General features: G+C 64.5%; 24 protein-coding genes. 17 read left to right on the top strand and 7 right to left on the bottom strand.

The features are described from left to right. Window positions 1-84: 84 nt before the first annotated feature. Complete coding sequence (locus HTA01S_RS13830) at window positions 85-1,011, top strand: IS1595 family transposase (protein WP_068172528.1); 927 nt, start codon at window positions 85-87, stop codon at window positions 1,009-1,011. A 675-nt stretch (window positions 1,012-1,686) separates the two neighbouring features. Here HTA01S_RS13830 and HTA01S_RS25285 read toward each other — a convergent pair. Further along, window positions 1,687-2,517, bottom strand: coding sequence for a hypothetical protein (locus tag HTA01S_RS25285; protein ID WP_157572105.1), 831 nt, complete (start codon window positions 2,515-2,517; stop codon window positions 1,687-1,689). Window positions 2,518-2,676: 159 nt separating this feature from the next. Between HTA01S_RS25285 and HTA01S_RS13835 the strand changes: the two genes are divergently transcribed. The 3 genes from HTA01S_RS13835 (at window position 2,677) to HTA01S_RS13840 (ending at window position 4,682) form a co-directional block, all read left to right on the top strand. Then, window positions 2,677-3,510 carry a hypothetical protein gene (locus HTA01S_RS13835; protein ID WP_245638085.1) on the top strand — a complete coding sequence of 278 codons (834 nt, stop codon included), beginning with the start codon at window positions 2,677-2,679 and terminating at the stop codon, window positions 3,508-3,510. A gap of 172 nt (window positions 3,511-3,682) precedes the next feature. Then, window positions 3,683-4,012 (top strand): hypothetical protein, encoded by a 330-nt coding sequence (locus HTA01S_RS25290; RefSeq protein WP_157572106.1) that lies wholly within the window; start codon window positions 3,683-3,685, stop codon window positions 4,010-4,012. A gap of 184 nt (window positions 4,013-4,196) precedes the next feature. After that, window positions 4,197-4,682 carry a L,D-transpeptidase family protein gene (locus tag HTA01S_RS13840; RefSeq protein WP_068172531.1) on the top strand — a complete coding sequence of 162 codons (486 nt, stop codon included), beginning with the start codon at window positions 4,197-4,199 and terminating at the stop codon, window positions 4,680-4,682. Window positions 4,683-4,793: 111 nt separating this feature from the next. Here HTA01S_RS13840 and HTA01S_RS13845 read toward each other — a convergent pair whose 3' ends face one another. The 3 genes from HTA01S_RS13845 to HTA01S_RS13855 all read right to left on the bottom strand — a co-directional run bounded on the left by HTA01S_RS13845 (window position 4,794) and on the right by HTA01S_RS13855 (window position 5,901). Continuing rightward, window positions 4,794-5,183, bottom strand: coding sequence for a DUF302 domain-containing protein (locus tag HTA01S_RS13845; protein ID WP_068172534.1), 390 nt, complete (start codon window positions 5,181-5,183; stop codon window positions 4,794-4,796). Between the two features lie 71 nt (window positions 5,184-5,254). Continuing rightward, on the bottom strand, window positions 5,255-5,542 hold the full coding sequence (locus HTA01S_RS13850; RefSeq protein WP_068172536.1) for a hypothetical protein: 288 nt from the start codon (window positions 5,540-5,542) through the stop codon (window positions 5,255-5,257). Window positions 5,543-5,595: 53 nt separating this feature from the next. Continuing rightward, the gene (locus HTA01S_RS13855) at window positions 5,596-5,901 is read right to left on the bottom strand and encodes a hypothetical protein (RefSeq protein WP_068172538.1); all 306 of its coding nucleotides are present in this window, start codon (window positions 5,899-5,901) and stop codon (window positions 5,596-5,598) included. A 144-nt stretch (window positions 5,902-6,045) separates the two neighbouring features. Here HTA01S_RS13855 and HTA01S_RS26225 point away from each other — a divergent pair, with 144 nt between their 5' ends. From HTA01S_RS26225 to map, 8 genes are all read left to right on the top strand, one after another. After that, window positions 6,046-7,566, top strand: coding sequence for an NAD(P)H-dependent oxidoreductase (locus tag HTA01S_RS26225; protein ID WP_068172541.1), 1,521 nt, complete (start codon window positions 6,046-6,048; stop codon window positions 7,564-7,566). A 36-nt stretch (window positions 7,567-7,602) separates the two neighbouring features. Then, window positions 7,603-8,616 (top strand): extracellular catalytic domain type 1 short-chain-length polyhydroxyalkanoate depolymerase, encoded by a 1,014-nt coding sequence (locus HTA01S_RS13865; protein ID WP_068172543.1) that lies wholly within the window; start codon window positions 7,603-7,605, stop codon window positions 8,614-8,616. A gap of 142 nt (window positions 8,617-8,758) precedes the next feature. Further along, window positions 8,759-8,950: a hypothetical protein gene (locus tag HTA01S_RS13870; protein ID WP_068172547.1), complete on the top strand. Its 192-nt coding sequence runs from the start codon at window positions 8,759-8,761 to the stop codon at window positions 8,948-8,950. A 107-nt stretch (window positions 8,951-9,057) separates the two neighbouring features. Further along, entirely contained in the window at window positions 9,058-9,306 is a 249-nt protein-coding gene (locus tag HTA01S_RS13875) for a hypothetical protein (protein ID WP_068172550.1), read from the top strand. 142 nt (window positions 9,307-9,448) lie between these two features. After that, entirely contained in the window at window positions 9,449-9,817 is a 369-nt protein-coding gene (locus HTA01S_RS13880; protein WP_068172553.1) for a YciI family protein, read from the top strand. Window positions 9,818-10,220: 403 nt separating this feature from the next. Continuing rightward, a complete protein-coding gene (locus tag HTA01S_RS25295; RefSeq protein WP_157572107.1) occupies window positions 10,221-10,748 on the top strand; it encodes a hypothetical protein in 528 nt (175 codons plus the stop codon). Window positions 10,749-10,998: 250 nt separating this feature from the next. After that, the gene (locus HTA01S_RS13885; protein ID WP_068172555.1) at window positions 10,999-11,232 is read left to right on the top strand and encodes a ParD-like family protein; all 234 of its coding nucleotides are present in this window, start codon (window positions 10,999-11,001) and stop codon (window positions 11,230-11,232) included. Further along, complete coding sequence (gene map, locus HTA01S_RS13890) at window positions 11,229-12,071, top strand: type I methionyl aminopeptidase (RefSeq protein WP_068172558.1); 843 nt, start codon at window positions 11,229-11,231, stop codon at window positions 12,069-12,071. The genes HTA01S_RS13885 and map overlap by 4 nt, the downstream gene beginning before the upstream one ends. 91 nt (window positions 12,072-12,162) lie before the next feature. Here the strand turns inward: map and HTA01S_RS13895 are convergent, their stop codons facing one another. The 3 genes from HTA01S_RS13895 to HTA01S_RS13905 are packed head-to-tail and all read right to left on the bottom strand — an operon-like array spanning window position 12,163 to window position 14,416. Next, the gene (locus tag HTA01S_RS13895; RefSeq protein ID WP_068172562.1) at window positions 12,163-12,408 is read right to left on the bottom strand and encodes a SlyX family protein; all 246 of its coding nucleotides are present in this window, start codon (window positions 12,406-12,408) and stop codon (window positions 12,163-12,165) included. Window positions 12,409-12,453: 45 nt separating this feature from the next. Next, window positions 12,454-12,861, bottom strand: coding sequence for a peptide-methionine (R)-S-oxide reductase MsrB (gene msrB, locus HTA01S_RS13900; protein ID WP_068172565.1), 408 nt, complete (start codon window positions 12,859-12,861; stop codon window positions 12,454-12,456). A 13-nt stretch (window positions 12,862-12,874) separates the two neighbouring features. Further along, window positions 12,875-14,416 (bottom strand): protein adenylyltransferase SelO, encoded by a 1,542-nt coding sequence (locus HTA01S_RS13905; RefSeq protein WP_068172567.1) that lies wholly within the window; start codon window positions 14,414-14,416, stop codon window positions 12,875-12,877. Window positions 14,417-14,562: 146 nt separating this feature from the next. On the opposite strand from HTA01S_RS13905, the gene HTA01S_RS13910 reads away from it, so the two are divergent. The 5 genes from HTA01S_RS13910 to HTA01S_RS13930 all read left to right on the top strand — a co-directional run bounded on the left by HTA01S_RS13910 (window position 14,563) and on the right by HTA01S_RS13930 (window position 21,359). Further along, window positions 14,563-16,200, top strand: a complete 1,638-nt coding sequence (locus HTA01S_RS13910) for a 3-(methylthio)propionyl-CoA ligase (protein ID WP_068172570.1) — start codon at window positions 14,563-14,565, stop codon at window positions 16,198-16,200. Then, complete coding sequence (locus HTA01S_RS13915; RefSeq protein ID WP_068172574.1) at window positions 16,197-17,432, top strand: branched-chain amino acid ABC transporter substrate-binding protein; 1,236 nt, start codon at window positions 16,197-16,199, stop codon at window positions 17,430-17,432. The genes HTA01S_RS13910 and HTA01S_RS13915 overlap by 4 nt, the downstream gene beginning before the upstream one ends. 137 nt (window positions 17,433-17,569) lie before the next feature. After that, complete coding sequence (locus HTA01S_RS13920) at window positions 17,570-18,796, top strand: branched-chain amino acid ABC transporter substrate-binding protein (protein ID WP_068172577.1); 1,227 nt, start codon at window positions 17,570-17,572, stop codon at window positions 18,794-18,796. A gap of 241 nt (window positions 18,797-19,037) precedes the next feature. Continuing rightward, window positions 19,038-20,060: a branched-chain amino acid ABC transporter permease gene (locus tag HTA01S_RS13925; RefSeq protein WP_068172580.1), complete on the top strand. Its 1,023-nt coding sequence runs from the start codon at window positions 19,038-19,040 to the stop codon at window positions 20,058-20,060. Between the two features lie 6 nt (window positions 20,061-20,066). Beyond that, window positions 20,067-21,359, top strand: coding sequence for a branched-chain amino acid ABC transporter permease (locus HTA01S_RS13930; protein WP_068172584.1), 1,293 nt, complete (start codon window positions 20,067-20,069; stop codon window positions 21,357-21,359). Window positions 21,360-21,365: the final 6 nt, after the last annotated feature.

Consider the following 21,365-nt stretch of genomic DNA (forward strand, 5'->3'; position numbering starts at 1 on the left):
ATGGTACTGGATATATAGCCATATGTTTTACTTGACGTACCCACTTAGAAGGCAGATACTTGGCGTACCCGATCAGGAGCCGCCATGTCTTACCTCTCGCAGCCACATTTTCACAACGAAGAAGCCGCATACGCTTTCGTAGAGTCACGCGTCTGGCCGAATGGCCCCGTGTGTCCTCACTGCGGTGGTACTGAGCGGAACAAGCTGATGGGTGGCGCCTCTACCCGCATCGGCACCTACAAGTGCTATGACTGCCGCAAGCCGTTCACCGTCAAGGTCGGGACCATCTTTGAATCCAGCCATATCCCTCTGCGCTTGTGGCTCCAAGGCATCTACCTTGTCGCTGCCAGCAAGAAGGGTATCAGCGCCAACCAGCTTCACCGCACTCTTGGGATCACCCTGAAGAGTGCGTGGTTCATGGGCCACCGCATCCGTGAGGCTATGCGCGACGGCAGCAACGATCTGCTTGGTGGTGGCGGCTCCATCGTTGAAGCGGATGAAACCTACATGGCTGCGAAGCGCGGGGAGAAGGCCATTCAGGGTGGTGGACACCGCAGCAAAGTGGTGTCTCTCGTTTCCCGTGAAGGCAAGACCCGCTCCTTTCACATTGCAAACGTCGATGCGAAAAACCTCCACCCGATATTGATGGCGAACATCGCCAAAGACACTCACCTGATGACTGACGGTGCTGGTCATTACAAGAAGATCGGTCAAGAGTTCGATCTTCACGAGTCCACCAACCACGCGCAGAAGGAATATGCGAAGGACTCCAAGGTGCAAGGCGTTCGCACCCACAGCAACACCGTAGAGTCCTACTTCGGCATCCTCAAGCGCGGCATTTCAGGCATCTATCACCACGTCAGTGAAGAACACCTGCAGCGCTACGTTGATGAGTTCGATTTCCGCTTCTCTAACCGCAAGTCGCTGGGCATTGATGACAACCAGCGTGCCGACCTCCTGCTCAAGGGCGTCGTGGGCAAACGGCTGACTTACGAAAGGGTTGCGCAATGAAAACCCCGCAACCGCATGGCACTGGCGGGGCAAGGCGCCAAAGCCTCCCCGATGACCCAGAACAGTCGAAACGCTTCGAGGAAACGGCGCGGGAACTTGGAGCGGATGAGAGCGGACGCGTATTTGAGGCCGCTCTTGGGATACTGAAAAACACAAACGAAAAAGCCCCGTCCCAAGCCAAGCCGGAGACGGGGCGAAAAGTCAAAAAGTCGACTTAGAACTCGAACGACATCTGTCCCGGGGGTGAGCGCCAGTGCTGGCAAACATCCTCCAACTTCCCGAAGCGATAGCGAACATAAGCACGAACGTGCACGGATTTGCGTTTGAAGAAGCGCATGGCGTTCTCCGTTTTTGTGCAAGGTTTTCCTTGCTGCGCGCCCGCCCAGGAAGTACACTTCCTCACCCCTCCAAAGGTGACTGGCGATGATGCGAACAAGGCTTAGGCCTCGCGTTGATACAGTCGAAACCCATCAGTGTTTGCGCACTGGTGGTCGCTTTCACCGGGCTTGCCCGGGTCGTTGAAAGTGGTGATGCCACCTCAGTGGCTGCCTCAGACCTTCGTAGTGCCCTTCTTGATCGGGCGGACACTACGAAGGTCTTCCTTTTTCCGCCCCGGCTGCAGCAGCCAGATCACCGGGGCCGACTCATCTCCTCACTGCTTTCTCCTTTTAGGTATTACTCGCCGTTGAGCAGCCGTTCGATGCGCTCCATGAGTTTTTCATCAAGTTCACCGTTAGCGCTCTTTGTTTCAAACAGCTTGATAAGGGTGGATAGATACTGCGCTTTCACGTCACTCAAGGACTTGCTTTGGTTAGCACCCACGGCTGCTGACGATCCAGGGTTTGAACTTGGTGCTTGAGGCGGTTGTGTTGGGCCATCGCCACCACCACCACCACCACCGAAACTAGGACCTGAATCTGCAGCAACCGGTGCTTGAGTGGCGTGGATGCCGGCACCGACATGAATCATTGGCACAATCAGGTGGGTTTTTGCTCCTGCTCGCGTAGCAAAGAACCCGGCAGTTTCAGCACTCTCAATCAAAACACGGTAGGCAAGATCTACCCGACTTGGCAGAATTCCGTACTGGTTTCGCATGGCATTCTTCATGCCGAACTCTGGTGGAAGCTCTCGCCCCTTGAAGTCGTCATGAACACGGCGAAAAAGCTCGGCGTTGAAGAACGCTTCGACAAGAGCATTTTTAGCTTCGTGGGGGTACGTCGGAGAGAGTATGGTGTGCGCAAGCGGGGTTGCCTGAAAAAGGTTCCCGCTCTTCTGAACCAGCCCAAAGGTCCGGGCTGCACCGACTTTAGAAGCGAAGGCGCCATTGTTCGTGCCCTTGTATCCAAGGTACGTTGCCAAATGCTCAAGCGTACAAGCACCGCCTCCCTGGACGTAGATCGCCTTGGGAACCTCGATGCTGTCTGCGAGGCTGTATTTTGGGAAGCTCAATTCGGACCGGCTCTGGCTCGTAGCCGGCTGCTGGACAGGAAGTTGTTCGACCGCCATATGACTCGCCTCTAATGCTGATTTGAAGTCTCGAAGTTTACTTCAACTCAGCAAAGTTAGAGGTACTCATTACTTATACATTTTTGTTCTCTTTATTAGATTTTATATTGCCTGAAGAGCGGGTACGCAAAGTAAAACAGCTGGATATATAGTCAGTTCATGGAGCCCGCCCTTTCCCCCGAACCGCCCCCGCTCAACCGCCAGCACCACCGGCGCCTGCGCGACATTTACCGCTCGGCCGGCTGGCCCTGCGCCGACATGGTCGAGGTCGAGCTGCTGGCGGCCGGCCTGCTGGAGCGCCGGGTGTCCGCCGACGGCCATGAAACCCTGCGCGTGACCGACGCTGGCATCCAGACGCTGGCGCGCGTGTTCGCCAGCAACAAGGCCGCGCGCACGCCGCACGAGGCCCTGGTCGAGCAGGTGGCCGTGGCCATGACGCGCGCGGGCCGCCTGGCCTGGCGTGGCCTGATGCTGCGCGTGCCGCTGCCGCGCGCGCTGCTGCTGGGCGAGGCCGCCGCGCCCATGGCGGCAGAGCCCGCGCCCGGCTGGGTGGCGCAGATGGCGGCCTTTGAATCCGAAGTGACCACCAACCCCAACGAGCCACAACACGCCTGGTGCATGGCCTGTCCCGATGTGTTTTCCATCCGCCGCAGCTCGGTCGAGTCCTACCTGGAACCGGTGGTGCACGAGATCAAGGTCAGCCGCGCCGACCTGCTGGGCGACCTGAAGAAGCCCGCCAAGCGCGCCGCCTACCTGGAGATGGCCAGCGCCTGCTGGTACGTGCTAGGCCACGACGCCAAAGGCCGGCCCATCGCCCAGCCCGAAGAGGTGCCGCCCGAATGCGGCGTGATGTACGCACGAGACGGCGAACTCAGCATCGCCCGCGAAGCACCCCGCCGCGCCATTCAGCGCCTGCCGTTCCATGTGTGGATGACGCTGGCGCAGACCGAGCCGGCCGTGCGGCTGGAGGAGTCGGGTCAGGCGCGGTTTTGAACGCTGGGCCCCTTGGCTCAGGGGGTGATAAAGCTATCAGCCGGATTGGATGTTTCTCCGGCGTACGTCAAAGCTGATACGGGTCTTATCACGCTGAGGCTATAGTGCAGAGGTGCGGGATGCACTGCCGGAGTTGGTCCGGAAAGTGCTGCATATTTACCTGGGTTATCCCATGAATTGGCTGATTGAAAATCTGTTTTGGATACCTTTTCTCGTTATTCCCGGGTACCTCTTATTTCGCATGATTCGCTACGGGGGCGTTAAAGCTGCGATGTTTGGTGCAAAGATTGAAAAGACTCTTGGTGAAGTCGAAGGGCATCCGCAACGGCCCGTCTCCCTGCGGTTGAAAGTACATGTGCTTGACGGCGGCTCTTCCGACAAGGCGGTTGGTCTAGAACTCATAGCAAAGAGCTTTGCGAGTTACCAGATGATGCCAGTTACGCTTTCTGTCGTCGAAGCGAAGAAACTCTCTTCACTTCTTCAGTCTGCTATTAATGAATAAGGCCAGGATGTGCCTGTTATCAACCTGAAATGGCCGGCTGGAATTCTCTATGGCAATAGTGGAGCAGCTATTTAGGAGTGCATGGTGGTTTTGGAAGAAGTCGCATGCGCTAGAAATCTAGATAAGGCCTTCTATATGAGGGCTTTCTCAACGATGTTGAGGTGAAGGTTCGTGAGTATCAAAGATGCAACGCCGTGAACTTCTCGCACTCTTTCTTGCTGGAACGTTGGCCTCCGTACACGCACAGTCCATTGACTTGGTTCGTGTCCTGAAGGCCGAAAGAAAGCTTCAGCTCCTTTCGTCCTCTGTCGTGCAGAAGGAGTTCAAAGTTGCGCTTGGGGGTTCCCCAGTTGGCCACAAGCAAATCGAAGGCGATCAGAAAACGCCAGAAGGAAACTACGTCCTCGATTACAAGAAGTCAGATAGCGCGTTCTACAAGGCCATCCACATCTCGTATCCAAACGCGGAAGACACAGCACGCGCCAAGAAGCAAGGCGTATCGCCTGGCGGGCAGATCATGATTCATGGTCAAAAGAACGGCCTGGGCTGGCTCTCCGGTGTTTCCCAAAGCTTCGATTGGACGAATGGCTGTGTCGCACTGAGCAACGCCGACATGGAGGAAGTGTGGAAGTTGGTCAAGTCCGGAACCCGGATCGAGCTGCGCCCATAGCGGCCTCTGGTTACCGGAGCAAGTCCAGGCGACCAGGCCGTCAGGAAGGAAAAGAGCCCAAGCGGCGTCACGCCTTCCCTGCGCGTTTACAGGCCTTCAGGGCCACCGAGCTCACGGCATCAGGCTCTTGCAGACCCGCCGCAATCGCTGCTCAGCGTCCTGTGCGACAGCCTGCACCTCGGGCTTGTCGACCATTTCCATCATCACCAGCGGATCGATGAACGCCACCGTGACGCGGCCTTCGGCTTCCTGGCGGACGACCACGTTGCACGGCAGCAGCAGGCCGATGTCGGGCTCGGCCTGCAAGGCCTTGTGCGCCAACGGCGGGTTGCAGGCACCCAGGATGCGGTAGGGCGGCATGTCGACGCCGAGCTTTTCCTTCATCGCGCCCTGCACGTCGATGTCGCTGAGCACACCGAAACCCTCTTGCTTGAGCGCAGCCGTGACGCGCTCGAGGGCGTCGCCGAACGGCAGTTCGAGGGTGGTATTGAATCCGTACATCTTGGGTCTCCTTGGGGGGTGATGGGCCTGCAGTGGGCATGCGCCCGGGTGGTGGATTGGCTCCGGGGTGATCAGCCGCCCGACGTTGGGGGCTTGCCGCCGGGGCCGGGAACCAGGTGGGCGCGGCGCTCGGCGTTCAGGCCGGGGGTGGCACGCATGTCGGTGTCGACTTGGCCGGCGTCGAGGTCGCGTTTGGCCTGGACCATCTTGGGGTCGGGCTCCTCGGCCGTGGTGTCGGTCGACTCGTCGCGTTCGTGAGGCAGCGGCAGGTCGGGGTTCAGGTTGGGCGGCTTCGCGCCACGTTGCGGGGTGGGCATCTGGCGTCCGATGGGGCGCTTGGTGCCAGAGTGCTGGGACATGGGGCGACCTTCACTGGTTGGACGGAGGGAAGGGGGCGCTGCGGCGATCTGGCTCACTTGGGTGGGCTCAGCGGTGCCGAGTGATCGTTGTTCTGCCCGGGCAGCAGCTTCTCTTCTGACTCTTCCTTGGGCTTCCTTGTTCCGTCCGTTTCACCCAGCGCCGGGTCCGACTTGGCATCGCTCCCCGGCGGGAAAACCGACTCGGCGGGCGGCAGCGACGGATCGGCGACCGGCGCGGCGGGGGTGGTGCCGGACTCGGCCGGCACCGGTGAACCGAGCGTCGGCTTCGGGGGGCTCAGCGGTGTCTTGTCGCAGGCGCCCAGAAGCAGCGCAGCTGCGCAAAGCGCGATCAAGGTCAATGGTGTTTTCATGCGGTTCCTCTGTGGGTTGCTCGGTTCACCGAGGGGGCTGGGGCTCAATAGAAACCGTAAGGCCCCGCGTCGCGGAGGTCTGTGCGCTTGCGAACTGACGGCCCGTGCCGTGTCGACAACGATGGCACCTACATGCGCTGTTTGCTGATCCTTGCCCACCCCCGCCGCGACAGCCTGTGTGGCGCGCTCTTCGATGCGTGCGGCGAAGGTGCGCGCCAGGCTGGCGCGGAGTGCCGCGAGCTGGTCCTGGGCGAGCTGCATTTCGATCCCGACGTGCACGCCGTCTCGCCCGAGCAGCAGCCGCTGGAGCCGGACCTGCAACGCGCGCAGCGGGACATTCAGTGGGCGGAGCACCTGGTGTTCGTCTACCCCACCTGGTGGGGCACCTTCCCGGCCCTGCTCAAGGGTTTTCTGGACCGGGTGCTGACGCCGGGTTTCGCTTTCCGCCATGTCACGCACGACCGCTGGGACAAGCTGCTCAGCGGCCGCACGGCGGACCTGATCACCACCATGGACACGCCGCCGCTGATCTACCGCCTCATCTACCGCGCGCCGGGGCAGCAGGCGCTGGCGCGCGCGACGCTCGGCTACTGCGGCATCCGCAGCGCGCACGTCGAAACCTGCGGCCCGGTGATCGCCGCCGATGCCGGCCAGCGCCAGCAATGGCTGGACCGCGCCCGGTCCATCGGCGCGCGCCTGGCCACGGGCGCGCTCTCGCCCTCGCAGCGCCGCTGGCAGCGCGTGGGCGCCTGGCTGGCCGCGCTGCGGCTGCAGTTCTACCCGATGACCTGGATCGCCTACACCGTCGGGGCGCTGCTGGCCACCGGGGGCGCGCCGCTGGCGATGGCGCCGTACCTCGTCGGCTATCTCGTGCTGTTTCTGCTCGAAGCGGCCACGGTGTTTCTCAACGACTGGTTCGATTTCGACAGCGACCGGATCAACCGCAACGGCGGCCCGTTCACCGGGGGCTCGCGTGTGCTGGTGGACGGCCAGCTCGACCACGCGGCGATGCGCCAGGGCATCGCTCTGTCGATGCTGGGCGCCGCAGGGGCGCTCGCCGTTCTCGCCGCCGTGGCCCCCGCTGCCTCCGCCGGGTCGGCGGTCGGGGTCTACACCGTGTTTGCCGTGCTCGCGCTCGCCTACACCGTGCCACCCCTGAAGCTCTCGCACCGCGGCCTGGGCGAGGTCGACGTGGCGCTCACCCACAGCATCGGCGCGGTCCTGGCCGGCTACGTGGTGCAGGGCGGCCACTGGGCCGACAGCCTGCCCTGGCTGCTCGCGCTGCCGCTGGGCCTGGCGGTGCTGCCGTCCATCCTGCTCGCCGGTTGCCCCGACCGCACGGCCGACCAGGCGGCTGGCAAGCGCACGCTGGTGGTCCGGCTCGGCCCACGCGCGGCCATCCGCCTGGCGATGGCCGCCTGCCTTGCCGCACCCGCCATCGCCGCGCTGTTGGCGCTGACGCGCACGGACCTGTCGGCGCTGCTCGTGTGGAGCGCCGCTGGCGGCACGCTGCATGCCATCTGGCTGTGGCGGTGTCTGTACCGTCTGGCCAACGGCGAGCTGCCCGACCGCATCGATGGCCCCATCGTCCTGGCCCTGACCTTCATTCTCTGGTTCTGCGTGCCGCCGCTCATCGTGTTGGCCCGTGCCTAGGGCCTGCCATCGCGCCGCGGTGCGGGCGCCCCACCCATGAAAAAACGAACACGCCCGTCCGCCTGGGCCAAGAGCTTCGAGCGCAGCCTCAACGCGATGACCCGCCTGGCCACCGCTTCCGGCACCCGTGCGCTCAAGAAGACCCTGAAGCCTGTAGTGGCCAAGCGCACACCGCCACCCGGTGCCGGTGCGTGGATTCCCGGCGTGGCCCTGGGCACGGCGGGCGCCCGGCGCTTTCGGCTCTACCGCCCGCCCGGGGTCCAGTCGGGCGAGCAGCTGCCGCTGATGGTGATGCTGCATGGTTGCGGGCAAGACGCCAACAGCTTCGCCGCCAGCACACGCATGAACCGCATCGCCATGCGCGAGCGCTTTCTGGTGCTCTACCCCGAGCAAGACCGTCTGGCCAACGGGCAGGGCTGCTGGAACTGGTTCGACACCAAGACCGGCCGTGCCTACGGCGAAGCCGCCTTGATCATGAAGGCGGTCGACCAGGTCTGCCTGCTGTATCCCGTGGACCGGGCGCGCATCGCCGTCGCCGGCCTCTCGGCCGGCGCGAGCATGGCCGCCTTGCTGGTCACCCGGCACCCGGGGCGCTTCAAGGCCGTCGTCATGCACTCGGGCATTCCACCCGGCACCGCGCACTCCACCCTGTCGGCGCTGGGCGCCATGCACGGCCATCGCGCCACCACCCCCTTGGCGGCCACGCCGGGCACGATGGAGGCCCACTGGCCGCCCCTGCTGGTGATCCACGGCGACGCGGACGCCGTGGTCTCGCCCAAAAACGGCCAGGCCGCGGCGGAGGTCTGGGCCCACGCCGCCGGGGCGCGGGCGAGCGAGGCGCGCAGCGTCCAGCGAGGCCAGCGCTACCCGATGCGGGTCACCGATTTCAAACGCAAGGGCAGCACCGTGGCCACGCTGGTCGCCGTGAGCGGCCTGGCCCACGCGTGGAGCGGCGGCGCCGCGAGCAAGGCCTTCAGCGACGGCCAGGGGCCCGATGCATCGCGCATGGTCTGGGCGTTTGCGGCCAAGCAGTTTCGGGCCGAGGGGTGAGCGCTGGCGGTGGCCGATGAAGCGGCTGGACCAGCGCCTGGTTGTTGGTTGGCGAACAGACAGACCGCCTCGAACCTGACCCCATAGGGGCTCTGCGATTGGCAGACAAACGCATCCCGCCCCCACACCGAAAGGAAACACCATGACCCGCGAGAAAACGGCCCACATCGAGCCATCCAAGCACTCCACCGACGAAGTCGATGAATTTCTGGAAATGGTGAAAGACAACGTCGACGACGCTCCAGGCGCTGGTTCGCCGGCCATCAAGCCGAACACGAATCTGGACGACGACGGCAAGCCCACCACGGACACGCCGAAGAACCCCAAGATCTGAACTGTCCGCTTTCAGCGCCGGGTTGAAACCGGCAGAATGGCCCGGTTCAGGCCGACCGGGATGTGCCCGGTTCGACAACCCGATGGCGTTGAAAGAGGTGCGTGCTCATGAGAATGGTGGCTTTGTTATTGGCTCTTCTGGTGGTCGGCCTTCTCGTGGCCCGTCAAATGGGCGGCGGCGCGCCGGCTCAGGTCAAGCAACCGGAAGCCATTTCGGATGTGGCGGTCCCCGCCATGCCCGCCGTTCCCACAAAGCCCCAGGATCTGCCCGAGTTTGAACGGCAGGTGGAGGGCTACGTCAGCGATCTGGCCGCTGAGCGGGTGAAGCAGATGGAGCAGGCGGAATCGGGGAAGTGACGGGGGACTGCTTCATGCCGCTCCTGGCCGGACCTGGCGTTGCGGATCGATGAGGCTTCAGCGCGCAAATTCTTTCGACTCTTGTCGATTGCCGGGTGGCAGCTTCGTCGTGAAGACAGCATCCACCAAAAAGGAGTGAGCCATGAAGTACCTCGGCCTTGCGTACTACAACCCTGAAAAATTCGCCGCGATGGCGCCAGACGACGTGCGAGCATTGGTGAGTCAATGCCCGCCGATGGATGAAAAGATGCGCGCCACCGGAAAGGTGCTGGTTTCCGCGTCACTTGCTGAGCCCAAGGACTGGATGACGCTGCGCCCGCGCGGGGGCAAACCACAGATCACCGACGGACCCTATACCGAGGCAAAGGAAATGGTGGGTGGTCTGTTCATCATCGAGGCCGGAAGCCGTGACGAGGCCATGCGTCTCGCGGCCATGCACCCCGCCGCCTCGTTGGGTGAGTCTGTGGGATGGGGCATCGAGTTGATTCCCATGGAGTCCTTCCTGGGCTGATGTTGATCCGGGTCAGGCGGAGCCGGTGCATGCGGGGTAGGTCTACCGAGATGCGGGGGCGGACCGTAACGTCTGCCTGTGGTGTGGTGACTGCCTCGTGCCGACCCGTTGTTGTCATTCTCCACTCCCCCAAAAACGCTCCTTCGGACGTACACCTGCTCAATGCTGAGGCTATAGTGGATGAACCGAATGCGCTCACGCATCTGATCCAAACACCGGTTGGACTGCGGCACAGGGGTGCTGGGTTTCACGGAATTTTTATAACTGGACATGCATCCATGTATATTGGGCGCCAATCCAAGCTGCAAGCCACTTTCAGGAGGGACACATGACCAACTTATGGAGCAGCGGCCAGTTTATAGAGCAGGTTTTGCTCTGGACATTACGTTAGGCCTTTGACGCTATGTCGCTGACCGCAGATGACCTAAAGACCGCAGCCTCAGTGGCGGCTATCGTCATATCTTTGGTGTCGCTCTACTTCACGCGCGCCAACTGGCTGCAGGCGAATCGTCCGATCGTCACAGCGTTCCTAACAGAGCATGAGTCTGGCAACTCGGCCGCGACTTTCAATCTGGTCTTGGCCAATACGGGAAACAGGCCAGCCGTTAGAGTTCGATTGCATGCGTCCCACAGTGAAATTGCCAAGCTCTTGGAACCCGGTGTAGCCAAGAGTCGTTTCGAGCAAATCGAGGCCGTTTTCCTGCCAAAGAGCGAAGTTCCTCTCCTTCGAAACGGAGAGGAACTCACAACATCCTTCGGCGCCTTCATTGGTGTCTCAGCTACCGGTCCTTGGCTACAGTACGGCTCCGAGGTTGCCGTATCCATCACGTACAACGACCTCGAAGGACGTTCGTATGAATCCAGACTTCCACTCAAAATCTATGCCCGCGAAGGTTTCGGTGGCGGCGTCTGGGCTGGCAAAAAGGCCTAACTCCTCCGTCAAGGGGACCTGCCTTCGGCAGGCCCCTTACGTCGAACGTTGAACGTCCGCTCTAACCTACGGGCAGGGGCTGCTGATGGCCGGCACCGGCCCCATGTATCCAGCCTTTGCCGGCTACCACCCAACAAACCACTCCCGGCAAAAACCCGAACACCCAGGGGCCGTTCCCCGCCCCATGCCTCAGTCGCCCCTTCCTTGGTAATATACGAACCAGCTACAAACCGTATACAAGGAGGCTCGCATGGGCATCATCAAGATTTCAGAGCAGATGCATGAAAACCTGCGTCTGACCAGTGGGGCGCTGAGCCGCTCCATGAACGCGCAGGCCGAACACTGGTTGCGCGTGGGCATGTTGTCGGAGCTGAACCCGACGCTGTGCCACGGCGAGATTTGCCAGCTGTTGATCGACACGGAGCGGCAGGCGCAGCCCAGTCTCAGGAGCGTGCCGTCCGCCGGCCTGGAGAAAGCGGCATGACGGGCAGCAAGCGGGGGGTGACCATCAAGACGGCGGCCGAGATCGACATGGCCCGGCGCGCCGGGCAACTGGCCGCCGACGTGTTGCGCATGATCGGCGAACACGTGAAGCCGGGCGTGACCACGGACGAGCTGGACCGGCTGTGCCACGACCACATCGTGAACGAGCTGAAGGCGATTCCGGCCAACATCGGTTACCACGGCTACCCGAAGACGATCTGCGCTTCGGTGAACCACGTGATCTGCCACGGCATCCCGTCGGACAAGAAGCTGAAGGACGGCGACATCGTCAACATCGACGTGGCGCTGATCAAGGACGGCTGGTTTGGCGACACGAGCCGCATGTATTGCGTGGGTGAGCCGGGCATTCTGGCCAAGCGCCTGGTGCGCACGACCTACGAGGCGATGCGCGCGGGCATCCAGCAGGTGCGCCCGGGCGCGACGCTGGGCGACGTGGGCCACGCGATCCAGTCGGTGGCGCACGCGGCGGGTTTCAGCGTGGTGCGCGAGTACTGCGGCCACGGCATCGGGCAGATCTACCACGACGAACCGCAGGTCTTGCACTACGGCCAGCGCCACACGGGCCTGAAGCTGGAGCCGGGCATGGTGTTCACGGTGGAACCCATGATCAACGCGGGCAAGCGCGAGACCAAGGAGCTGTCGGACGGCTGGACGGTGGTGACGCGCGACCGCTCGCTTTCGGCGCAGTGGGAACACATGGTGGCGGTGACGGACACCGGCTTCGAGATCCTCACGCCCTGGCCCGATGGCCTGGGCGACTACGCGGCGATCGAGCAGGTCAGCGCCGCACCGGCCGTGGGCGTGTTCGAGCCGGTTTGAAGAGGCTCCTGCAAGCCCAGGGCACCGCCGGGCCGGCTTTGCCGGACGGCCAGTGCCGCCCCCTGGGGGTAGTGCGAAGCGCTGCGGGGGGTCAATAGTGCGGTGGGAGTTCGTCGCGCGGGTTGCGAAACCCGGGTGAGCCGCCATCAGCGCCCTGGCGGCGCAGCAGGCTCACTTCGCGCAGCAACAGGTCGATCTGCTCTTGCTGGCGGGCCACCACCGCGTTCAGCGTGTCGAGCAGGTCGTCGGCGTAGCTGGCCTTGATTTCCAGTTCGGTAAGGCGGTCTTCCAGGTGCACGGCGGCGGGTGCTGAGGGTGGGGTCGAAGCGGTGCTCATGTGGCTATTGGACACCACGGGACACCACGCCGGCGCGTGACCCGCTCACTCCGACTGGTGTTCGAGCGAGGCGGAGTTCATGCAGTAGCGCAGGCCGGTGGGCGAGGGGCCGTCGTTGAACACGTGCCCCAGGTGCGCGCCGCACTGGCTGCAGACGGTTTCCACGCGCACCATGCCGTGGCTGCGGTCGGTGATCTCGGTGATGGCGCCGGGCACGGCCTGCGAAAAGCTGGGCCAGCCGCAGCCGGCGTCGAACTTGGTACTGGCGTCGAACAGGGTGTTGCCGCAGCAGATGCAGTGGTAGCTGCCGTCGGCCCAGACCTGCTCGTATTTGCCGGTGAACGGGCGCTCGGTGTGGGCGTGGCGGGTCACGTCAAACGCGCCGGGCTCGGCGCCTTTCTCGGCGAGCAGGGCGCGCCATTCGGCTTCAGTCTTCTGGACGGGGAAGGTCATGGGGGGAACTCCTTCAGGACGAGCAGCTGATTTCGATGTGGGCCGCCCAGTCGGGCGGGAAGTCGGCCAGGTCTTCGTGGCCGGGCAGGGCGGTGTACGGCTGTTCGAGCGCGGTCTGCAGCCGCCGCAGGGCCGAGAAATCGCCCTGGCGGGCGTGCTGGATCGCGATCTCGCCCAGGTGGTTGCGCAGCACGGTCTGCGGGTTGGTGGCCAGCATGCGCGCCTGCGTTTCGGCCGGGTCGAAGCCGGGCTGGCTCTGCAGGCGGCCGCGCCAGTGCAGGGCCCAGGCGTCGAAGGCTTCGCGCTGCAGAAACAGGTCGCGCACCGGCTCAATCGCCAGGCGCGCGGCGGTCTGGTCGGCCAGGGGCTCGGCAAAGCCGGCCACGGCGTGCGAGAGGCGGCGCCAGAAAATGGTGAAGTCCACCGCGTCGCGGGCCATGAGCTGCATCAGCTGGTCGACCAGCTCGGCGTCGCCGTCCTGCACGGTGGCCAGGCCCAGCTTGGCGCCCATGCGCTGCTGCAGCGCGGCGGGAAAGACGGCCTTGTAGGGCTCCAGCGCGTCCAGCGCCTGCTGCTGGTCGTCCATCAGCGGCAGCAGGGCCTGGCCCAGGCAGAACAGGTTCCAGTGCGCGATGTTGGGCTGGCGGTGGTAGGCGTAGCGCCCGCTGGTGTCGCTGTGGTTGCAGATGTGGGCGGGGTTGAAGGCGTCGAGAAACTGGAACGGGCCGTAGTCGATGGTCAGGCCCAGCACGCTCATGTTGTCGGTGTTCATCACGCCGTGGCAGAAGCCCACCGCCTGCCACTGCGCCACCATGGCCGCGGTGCGCGCGCTCACGGCTTCGAGCAGGTTGGCGTAGGGGTTGCCGTCGGCGATGCGGCAGCCGGGGTAGAACTGGTCGATCACGAAGTCGGCCAGTTGCTTGAGCGCGTCGTGTCGGCCGCTGTGCGAGAAGTGCTCGAAATGCCCGAAGCGGATGAAGCTGGGCGCCACGCGGGTGACCACGGCGGCGGTTTCGATCTCTTCGCGGCGCACCGGCGCGTCGGACCCTGTGACGCACAGTGCCCGGCTGGTGGGGATGCCCAGGGCGTGCATGGCTTCGCTGCAGAGAAATTCGCGGATGGAGCTGCGCAGCACGGCGCGGCCGTCGCCCATGCGCGAATACGGCGTGAGCCCGGCGCCCTTGAGTTGAATCTCCTGCGGCCCCTGCTCACTGGGCAATTCGCCGAGCAGGATGGCCCGCCCGTCGCCCAGTTGCCCGGCCCACTGGCCAAACTGGTGGCCGCTGTACACACTGGCCAGGGGGCGCATGCCGGGCAGCAGGCGGTTGCCGGTGAAGGCTTGCAGGGCGTCGTCGGATTCCGCCCAGGCCTCGTCCAGGCCGAGCTCGCGCGCCAGCGCCGGGCTGCTGCCCACCAGGTAGGGGGCCGGCAGCGGCGTGGGGCGCAGTTCGGTGTAAAACGCAGGGCCGAGGCTGGCGAAGCGGTGGCTCCAGCGGCCGGGCGCCAGGCCGGCCACCGTGTCGGCACCCGTGGGCGCGGAGTGGGGAGGGGTCATGCGCCGCATTGTCACCGGGATGACTTGCACCCACGCCCGGGCGGGCTATCGGGGGCAACCCGCTGTGAATCGCGCCACCGACTGCGGCATGATGCGAACGGTTGTTCTATTTCAGTGCAAGTACACCTACACCAAGGAGATTTCCCATGCTGGGACAAATGCAAAGCCAACCGCTGCTGATCTCGTCGCTCATCACCCACGCCGAGCGCCACCACGCCAGCACCGAGATCGTCTCGCGCCGGGTCGAGGGCGACATCCACCGCAGCAACTGGGGCCAGATCGCCCGCCGCGCGCGCCAGGTGGCCAACGCGCTGGACGGCCTGCACCTCGCCGCGGGGGACCGCGTGGCTACCTTGGCCTGGAACGGCTACCGCCACCTGGAGCTGTACTTTGGCGTCAGCGGCACCGGCCGCGTGCTGCACACGCTCAACCCCCGCCTGCACCCCGAGCAACTGGCCTGGATCGTGAACCACGCCGACGACCGCGCGGTCTGCTTCGACATGACCTTCCTGCCGCTGGTGCAGGCGGTGGCGGGCAAGTGTCCGGGCGTGAAACACTGGGTGGCGCTGTGCGACGCCGACAAGCTGCCGGCCGACAGCGGCCTGCCCGGCCTGGTGAGCTACGAGGCCTGGATCGGCGCGCAGCCCGACACCTACCTCTGGCCCGATCTGGACGAAAACAGTGCATCGAGCATGTGCTACACCAGCGGCACCACGGGCAACCCCAAGGCGGCGCTGTATTCGCACCGCTCCACGCTGCTGCACGCGTACGGCGCGGCGCTGCCCGATGCGCTGGGCTGCTCGGCGCGCGATGCCATCCTGCCGGTGGTGCCGATGTTCCACGTCAACGCCTGGGGCCTGCCGTATTCGGCCGCGGCCGTGGGCTGCAAGCTGGTGTTTCCCGGCCCGGCGATGGACGGCAAGTCGGTCTACGAACTGATCGAGGCTGAAAAGGTGAGCATGGCCGCGGGCGTGCCCACGGTCTGGCAGATGCTGCTGGGCCACATGCAGGCCGGCGGGCTGAAGTTCAGCACCCTGAAGCGCACGGTGATCGGCGGCTCGGCCTGCCCACCGGCCATGATCAACGCCTTCCACGACACCTACGGCGTGGAAGTGCTGCATGCCTGGGGCATGACGGAAATGTCGCCCCTGGGCACGGTCTGCACGCTGAAAAACGCGCAGCTCGCGCTGTCGCCCGAAGAGCAGACCAAGGTGCGCCTCAAGCAGGGCCGCGCGGTCTACGGCGTGGACATGAAGATCGTGGACGAATCGGGCAACGAACTGCCCTGGGACGGCAAGGCCTTTGGCGACCTGCTGGTGCGCGGCCCCTGGATCATTGCCAGCTACTTCAAGGGCGAGGGCGGCGACCCGCTGCGCTACGACGCGGCGGGCAAGGGCTGGTTCCCCACCGGCGACGTGGCCACCATCGACGCCGACGGCTTCATGCAGATCACCGACCGCAGCAAGGACGTGATCAAGTCCGGCGGCGAGTGGATCAGCTCGATCGACGTGGAGAACATTGCCATGGCCCACCCGGCCGTGGCCATGGCCGCCTGCATCGGCATGAAGCACCCGAAGTGGGACGAGCGCCCCATCGTGGTGGTGGTGAAGAAGCCGGGCGCCGAGCTCACGCGCGAAGAGCTGCTGGCGTTCTACGAAGGCAAGACCGCCAAGTGGCAGATACCCGACGACGTGGTGTTCGTCGATGCGATCCCGCTGGGCGCCACCGGCAAGATGCAGAAGATGACGCTGCGCCAGCAGCTCAAGGACTACGTGCTTAAGTGAAACACCCCCTGCGCCGCGTCGCTCTGGTGGCCGCGCTGGTGTGGCCGCTGACGCTGTGGGCCCAGCAGGGCCAGACCGTGCGTATCGCCTTCATCGACCCGCTCTCGGGGCCGTCGGGTGACATCGGGCGCAACAGCCTCAAGAGCTGGCAGTTCATGGCCGAGCGCAGGAACGGCGCGGCCAACCCGGCCGGTGTGCGTTTCGTGGTGGCCGGCTTTGACAACAAGGGCTCGCCGCAGGAAAGCCTCAACGCGCTCAAGGCCGCCATCGACCAGGGCTTTCGCTACATCGTGCAGGGCAACGGCTCGGGCGCGGCGGCGGCCATTTCGGACGCGGTGACGCGGCACAACGCGCGCGACCCGGAGCACCCCGTGCTCTACATCAACTACGCCGCCATGGACCCGGCGCTGACCGCCGAGAAGTGCAGCTACTGGCACTTCCGCATCGACGCCGACACCGGCATGAAGATGCAGGCCCTCACGCGGTTCATGGCCGTGCAGCCCTCGCTGCAAAAGGTCTTTCTGCTGAACCAGAACTACGCCCACGGCCAGCAGGTGTCGCGCTACTTCCGCCAGGCCATGGCGCAGCAGCGCCCGGACGTGCAGGTGGTGGGCGACGAGCTGCACCCGCCGTTCCAGGGCATCGATTTCACGCCCTTCGTGCAGCGCATCCGCGACTCGGGCGCGCAGGCGCTGGTCACCGGCAACTGGGGCGCCGACCTGCGCGACATGATCCAGGCGCTGCAGCAGCAGGGCCTGGGCATTCCCCTCTACGCCTACTACCCCGGCCTCAAGGGCACGCCCACCGCGCTGGCCGAGAGCGGCGTGCGTCTGCCGGTCTACCAGGTGGCCTACAACCACTCCAACCAGGAGGGCCCGATCAGCGAGCTGGCCACGGCCTTTCGCCAGCGCTACGGGGAGGACCTGACGGTGTACGCCGCCTACGACGGCATCGAGATGCTGGCGCACGCCATGGCCCACGTGCGCTCGACCGAGCCCGCCCGCGTGGCCGCCCGGCTCAGCGGTATGATCTTTCGCGGCTTCAGCGGCCCGGTGCAACTGCGCGCGGACGACCACCAGCTGCAAAAGGGCGTGTACATCTCGCGCTGGCAGAAGGTGGACCCGCGCCACCCGCGCAGCGCTGAAAACACCGGTTACACCTTTGCCCCGGTGCAGTACTTCGACGGGCCTGGGCTGGCCGGTCCATCGCGCTGCCAGATGGAGCGGCCATGACTTGGAGCCCCCCCGCAGCGCTACGCATGTGCGAGCGCACAGTCACCTGCGCGATAGGTGCTAGGGGCAATCCCTGAGGGTCGGGAGGGGGCAAAGGCTTACGCTGGCGTTTTCCCCCCTACCCAAGGAGACCACCTGTGAAATTCGTTCTCAAATCCGTCGCCGTTGCTGCCCTGTCGCTGACCCTGGCAAGCGCCTTCGCCCAGAAGGGCGAGACGGTCAAGATCGCGTTGATCGATCCGCAGACCGGCCTGATGGGCCCGGTGGGCATGAACCAGATGCGCAGCTGGCAGTTCTTCGCCGAGAAGTTCAGCGCCAGCAACCCGGCGGGCGTGAAGTTCGAGATGGTGGCCTTCGACAACAAGCTCAGCCCGGCCGAGAGCCTCAACGCCTTCAAGGCCGCGCTGGACCAGGGCGTGCGCTACATCACCCAGGGCAACGGCTCTTCGGTGGCCGGCGCGCTGATCGATGCGGTCAACAAACACAACGAGCGCAACCCCGGCAAGGAAGTGATCTTCCTGAACTACGCCGCGGTGGACCCCGATTTCACCAACAGCAAGTGCAGCTACTGGCACTTCCGCTTCGACGCCGACACCTCGATGAAGATGGAGGCCATGACCACCTTCATGAAGGACCAGCCGGATGTGAAGAAGGTCTACCTGCTCAACCAGAACTACTCGCACGGCCAGCAGGTGGCGAAGTTCGCCAAGGAAAACCTCAAGCGCAAGCGCCCGGACGTGCAGGTGGTCGGTGAAGACCTGCACCCGCTGGCCCAGGTACGCGATTTCGCGCCCTACATCGCCAAGATCAAGGCCTCGGGCGCCGACACCGTGATCACCGGCAACTGGGGCTCCGACCTGGCGCTGCTGATCAAGGCGGCCAACGAAGGCGGCTACACCGGCAAGTTCTACACCTACTACACCGGCGTGACCGGCACCCCGACCGCGCTGGGCACCGGTGGCGAAGGCCGCGTGTTCCAGGTTGCCTACCAGCACTACAACATGGGCGGCCAGATGGGCAAATGGGCCGACGAGTTCAAGGCCAAGGTGAAGGACGACATGTACACCGGCGCCATCCCCACGGCGTTCAACGTGCTGAGCGCGGCCATGGCCAAGGCCAAGTCGACCGACCCGGTGAAGGTGGCCGCGGCCATGGAGGGCATCAAGGTCGGCAACTTCAACGGCGAAGTGGAAATGCGCAAGAACGACCACCAGTTGCAGCAGCCGCTGTACCTCACGGTCTGGCAGAAGGCCGATGCCAAGTACCCCTACAGCCCGGAAAACACCGGCATGACGCTGGCGCCGGTGAAGGAGTTCCCGTCCTACGTCTCCAGCACGCCGACCAGCTGCAATATGAAGAGGTGACCCCCCCGCGCCGCCTGCGGCGTCACCCCCCAGGGGGCAACGCGAGCGGCCCGGCAAAGCCGGTTCCGCCGCGTTCTGGGTTTCGGGCACTTCGCTCCGGTGATGGGGTTGGACTGCTTCTGCTCGGGGTTGCTTTCTTGACCTCCCGCTGACTCGGTGGGTGCTCCTGACGGGTCATACTCGTCCCCCGCTCCCACCCGTTTACCTCTCCCTCACGTTCCGCCCTCGAAAGGCAAGCTTCATGGAGTTCTTCATCATCTCCATGCTCAACGGTGTTAGCTACGGCTTGCTGCTGTTTCTGTTGAGCTCGGGACTGACCCTCATCTTCAGCATGATGGGGGTGCTGAATTTTGCGCATGCCAGCTTCTACATGCTGGGTGCCTACATCGGCTATTCGATCGCCCAACTGGTGGGTTTCTGGCCGGGGCTGATCGTGGCGCCGCTGGTGGTGGGCGCTTTGGGCGCGCTGTTCGAGCGGCTCACGCTGCGACGGGTGCACAAGTTCGGCCATGTGCCCGAGCTGCTGGTGACCTTCGGCCTGTCCTACATCATCCTGGAGCTGGTGCAGCTGATCTGGGGCCGCACGGCGGTGGAGTTCACGCCGCCCGAGCTGCTGCGTGGCCCGGCCTTCACCCTGGTGCACCACGCCAACGACACGCTGGAATGGTTCTGGGGTTCGGTGGAGGGCGCGGTCTGCGCGGGCCAGGGCGTGATCTGCTCGCCGTTTCCGGCCACGCGCGCCTTCATGATGCTGGTGGCGCTGCTGATGCTGGTGTCGCTCTGGCTGCTGCTCACGCGCACGCGCATCGGCCTGATCATCCAGGCCGCGCTGACCCACCCCGAGATGGTGGAGAGTCTGGGCCACAACGTGCCGCGCGTGCTGATGCTGGTGTTCGGCGCCGGCACCGGCCTGGCCGGGCTGGCCGGGGTGATCGGTGGCAGCACCTTCGTGACCGAGCCCAACATGGCGGCCACGGTGGGTTCGGTGATCTTCGTGGTGGTGGTGGTGGGTGGCATGGGCTCGCTCTCGGGCGCCTTCCTGGCCTCGCTGCTCATCGGCGTGATCCAGACCTTCGCCGTTGGGCTCGACCATTCGTTTGTCAGCGTGGCGCAGCAGTTCGGCATGGAAGTGAGCGACGCGATGCGCGAGAACTCGGTGCTCAGGCTCACGCTGTCGCAGGTGGCGCCGATCCTGCCCTACCTGTTCCTGGTGCTGATCCTGATCTTCCGGCCCAAAGGCTTGCTGGGCACGCGCGAAGGCTGACCGACCATGTCCAAACAGTATTACGAATTCAAACCCTACAACGTCGGCCGCTGGATCGTCTGGTCGCTGTTCGCGCTGGTGCTGCTGGGCGCGCCGCTGGTGTTCAGCGGCAACCTGTCCATCACCATGCTCTCGCAGATGGGCATCGCCATCATTGCCTGCTTGTCCTACAACATCCTGCTCGGCCAGGGCGGCATGCTGAGCTTCGGCCACGCGGTCTACACCGGCCTGGGCTCGTACATGGCGATGCACGCGCTCAACGCGGTGGCCGACGGGCAGTGGCCGATCCCGGTGAGCCTGATCCCGCTGGTGGGTGGGGTGGCCGGGCTGTTCTTCGCCATCCTGTTCGGCTACGTGACCACCAAGAAGGCCGGCACGCCGTTTGCCATGATCACGCTGGGCATGGCCGAGCTGGTGTTCGCCATGTCGCTGATGTTTTCCGAGTTCTTCGGCGGCGAGGCCGGCGTGTCGGGCAACCGGGTGGTGGGCGAGGCCTTCATGGGCATCACGTTTGGCCCGCCGCGCCAGGTGTATTACCTGATCGCGGCCTACACCTTCGTCTGCGTGGGCCTCATGTTCGCCTTCACGCGCACGCCGCTGGGCCGCATCCTGAACGCCGTGCGCGACAACCCCGAGCGTGTGGAATTCATCGGCTACAACACGCAGAAGGTGCGTTACCTGGCGTTCATGATCGCGGGCTTTTTCGCCGGTATTGCGGGCGGCCTGGGCGCGCTGAACTTCGAGATCGTCACCGCCGAGGTGGTGGGCGCGGCGCGCTCGGGCGGCTATTTGCTGTTCACCTTCCTGGGTGGCGCCACCTTCTTCTTCGGCCCCATCATCGGCGGCATCCTGATGGTGCTGGCCGCGGTGCTGCTCTCGGAGCTGACCAAGGCCTGGCTGCTCTACCTGGGCCTGATCTTCCTGTTTATGGTGATGTACGCGCCGGGCGGTATCGCCAGCCTGATCATGATGAACCTGCGCGTGGCCTCGTTCGGCAAGCTGCGCGAGGTCTGGGTGGCCTACCTGGCGCTGGGCGTGACGGCGTTGGTGGTCTTGCTGGGCGGCGGTGCGATGGTGGAAATGATCTACCACCTGCAGCTCGACGCGGCCATGGGCGACGTGGTGAAGTACCTCGGCATGTCGCTGCACCCGAAAGACGCGGGCAGCTGGTTCGGCGCGGCCTTCGTGACGCTGACCGGCCTGGGCATCTTCGAGCTCACGCGCCGCCAGTTCAGCGCCCAGTGGGCCGAGATCCAGACCGAGATCGAGAAAGAAATCAAGCGCCGGGAGACGCAATGAGCAGCG

Origin of the sequence: Hydrogenophaga taeniospiralis CCUG 15921, from assembly GCF_001592305.1 — a bacterium.
Lineage (GTDB): Bacteria > Pseudomonadota > Gammaproteobacteria > Burkholderiales > Burkholderiaceae_C > Hydrogenophaga > Hydrogenophaga taeniospiralis.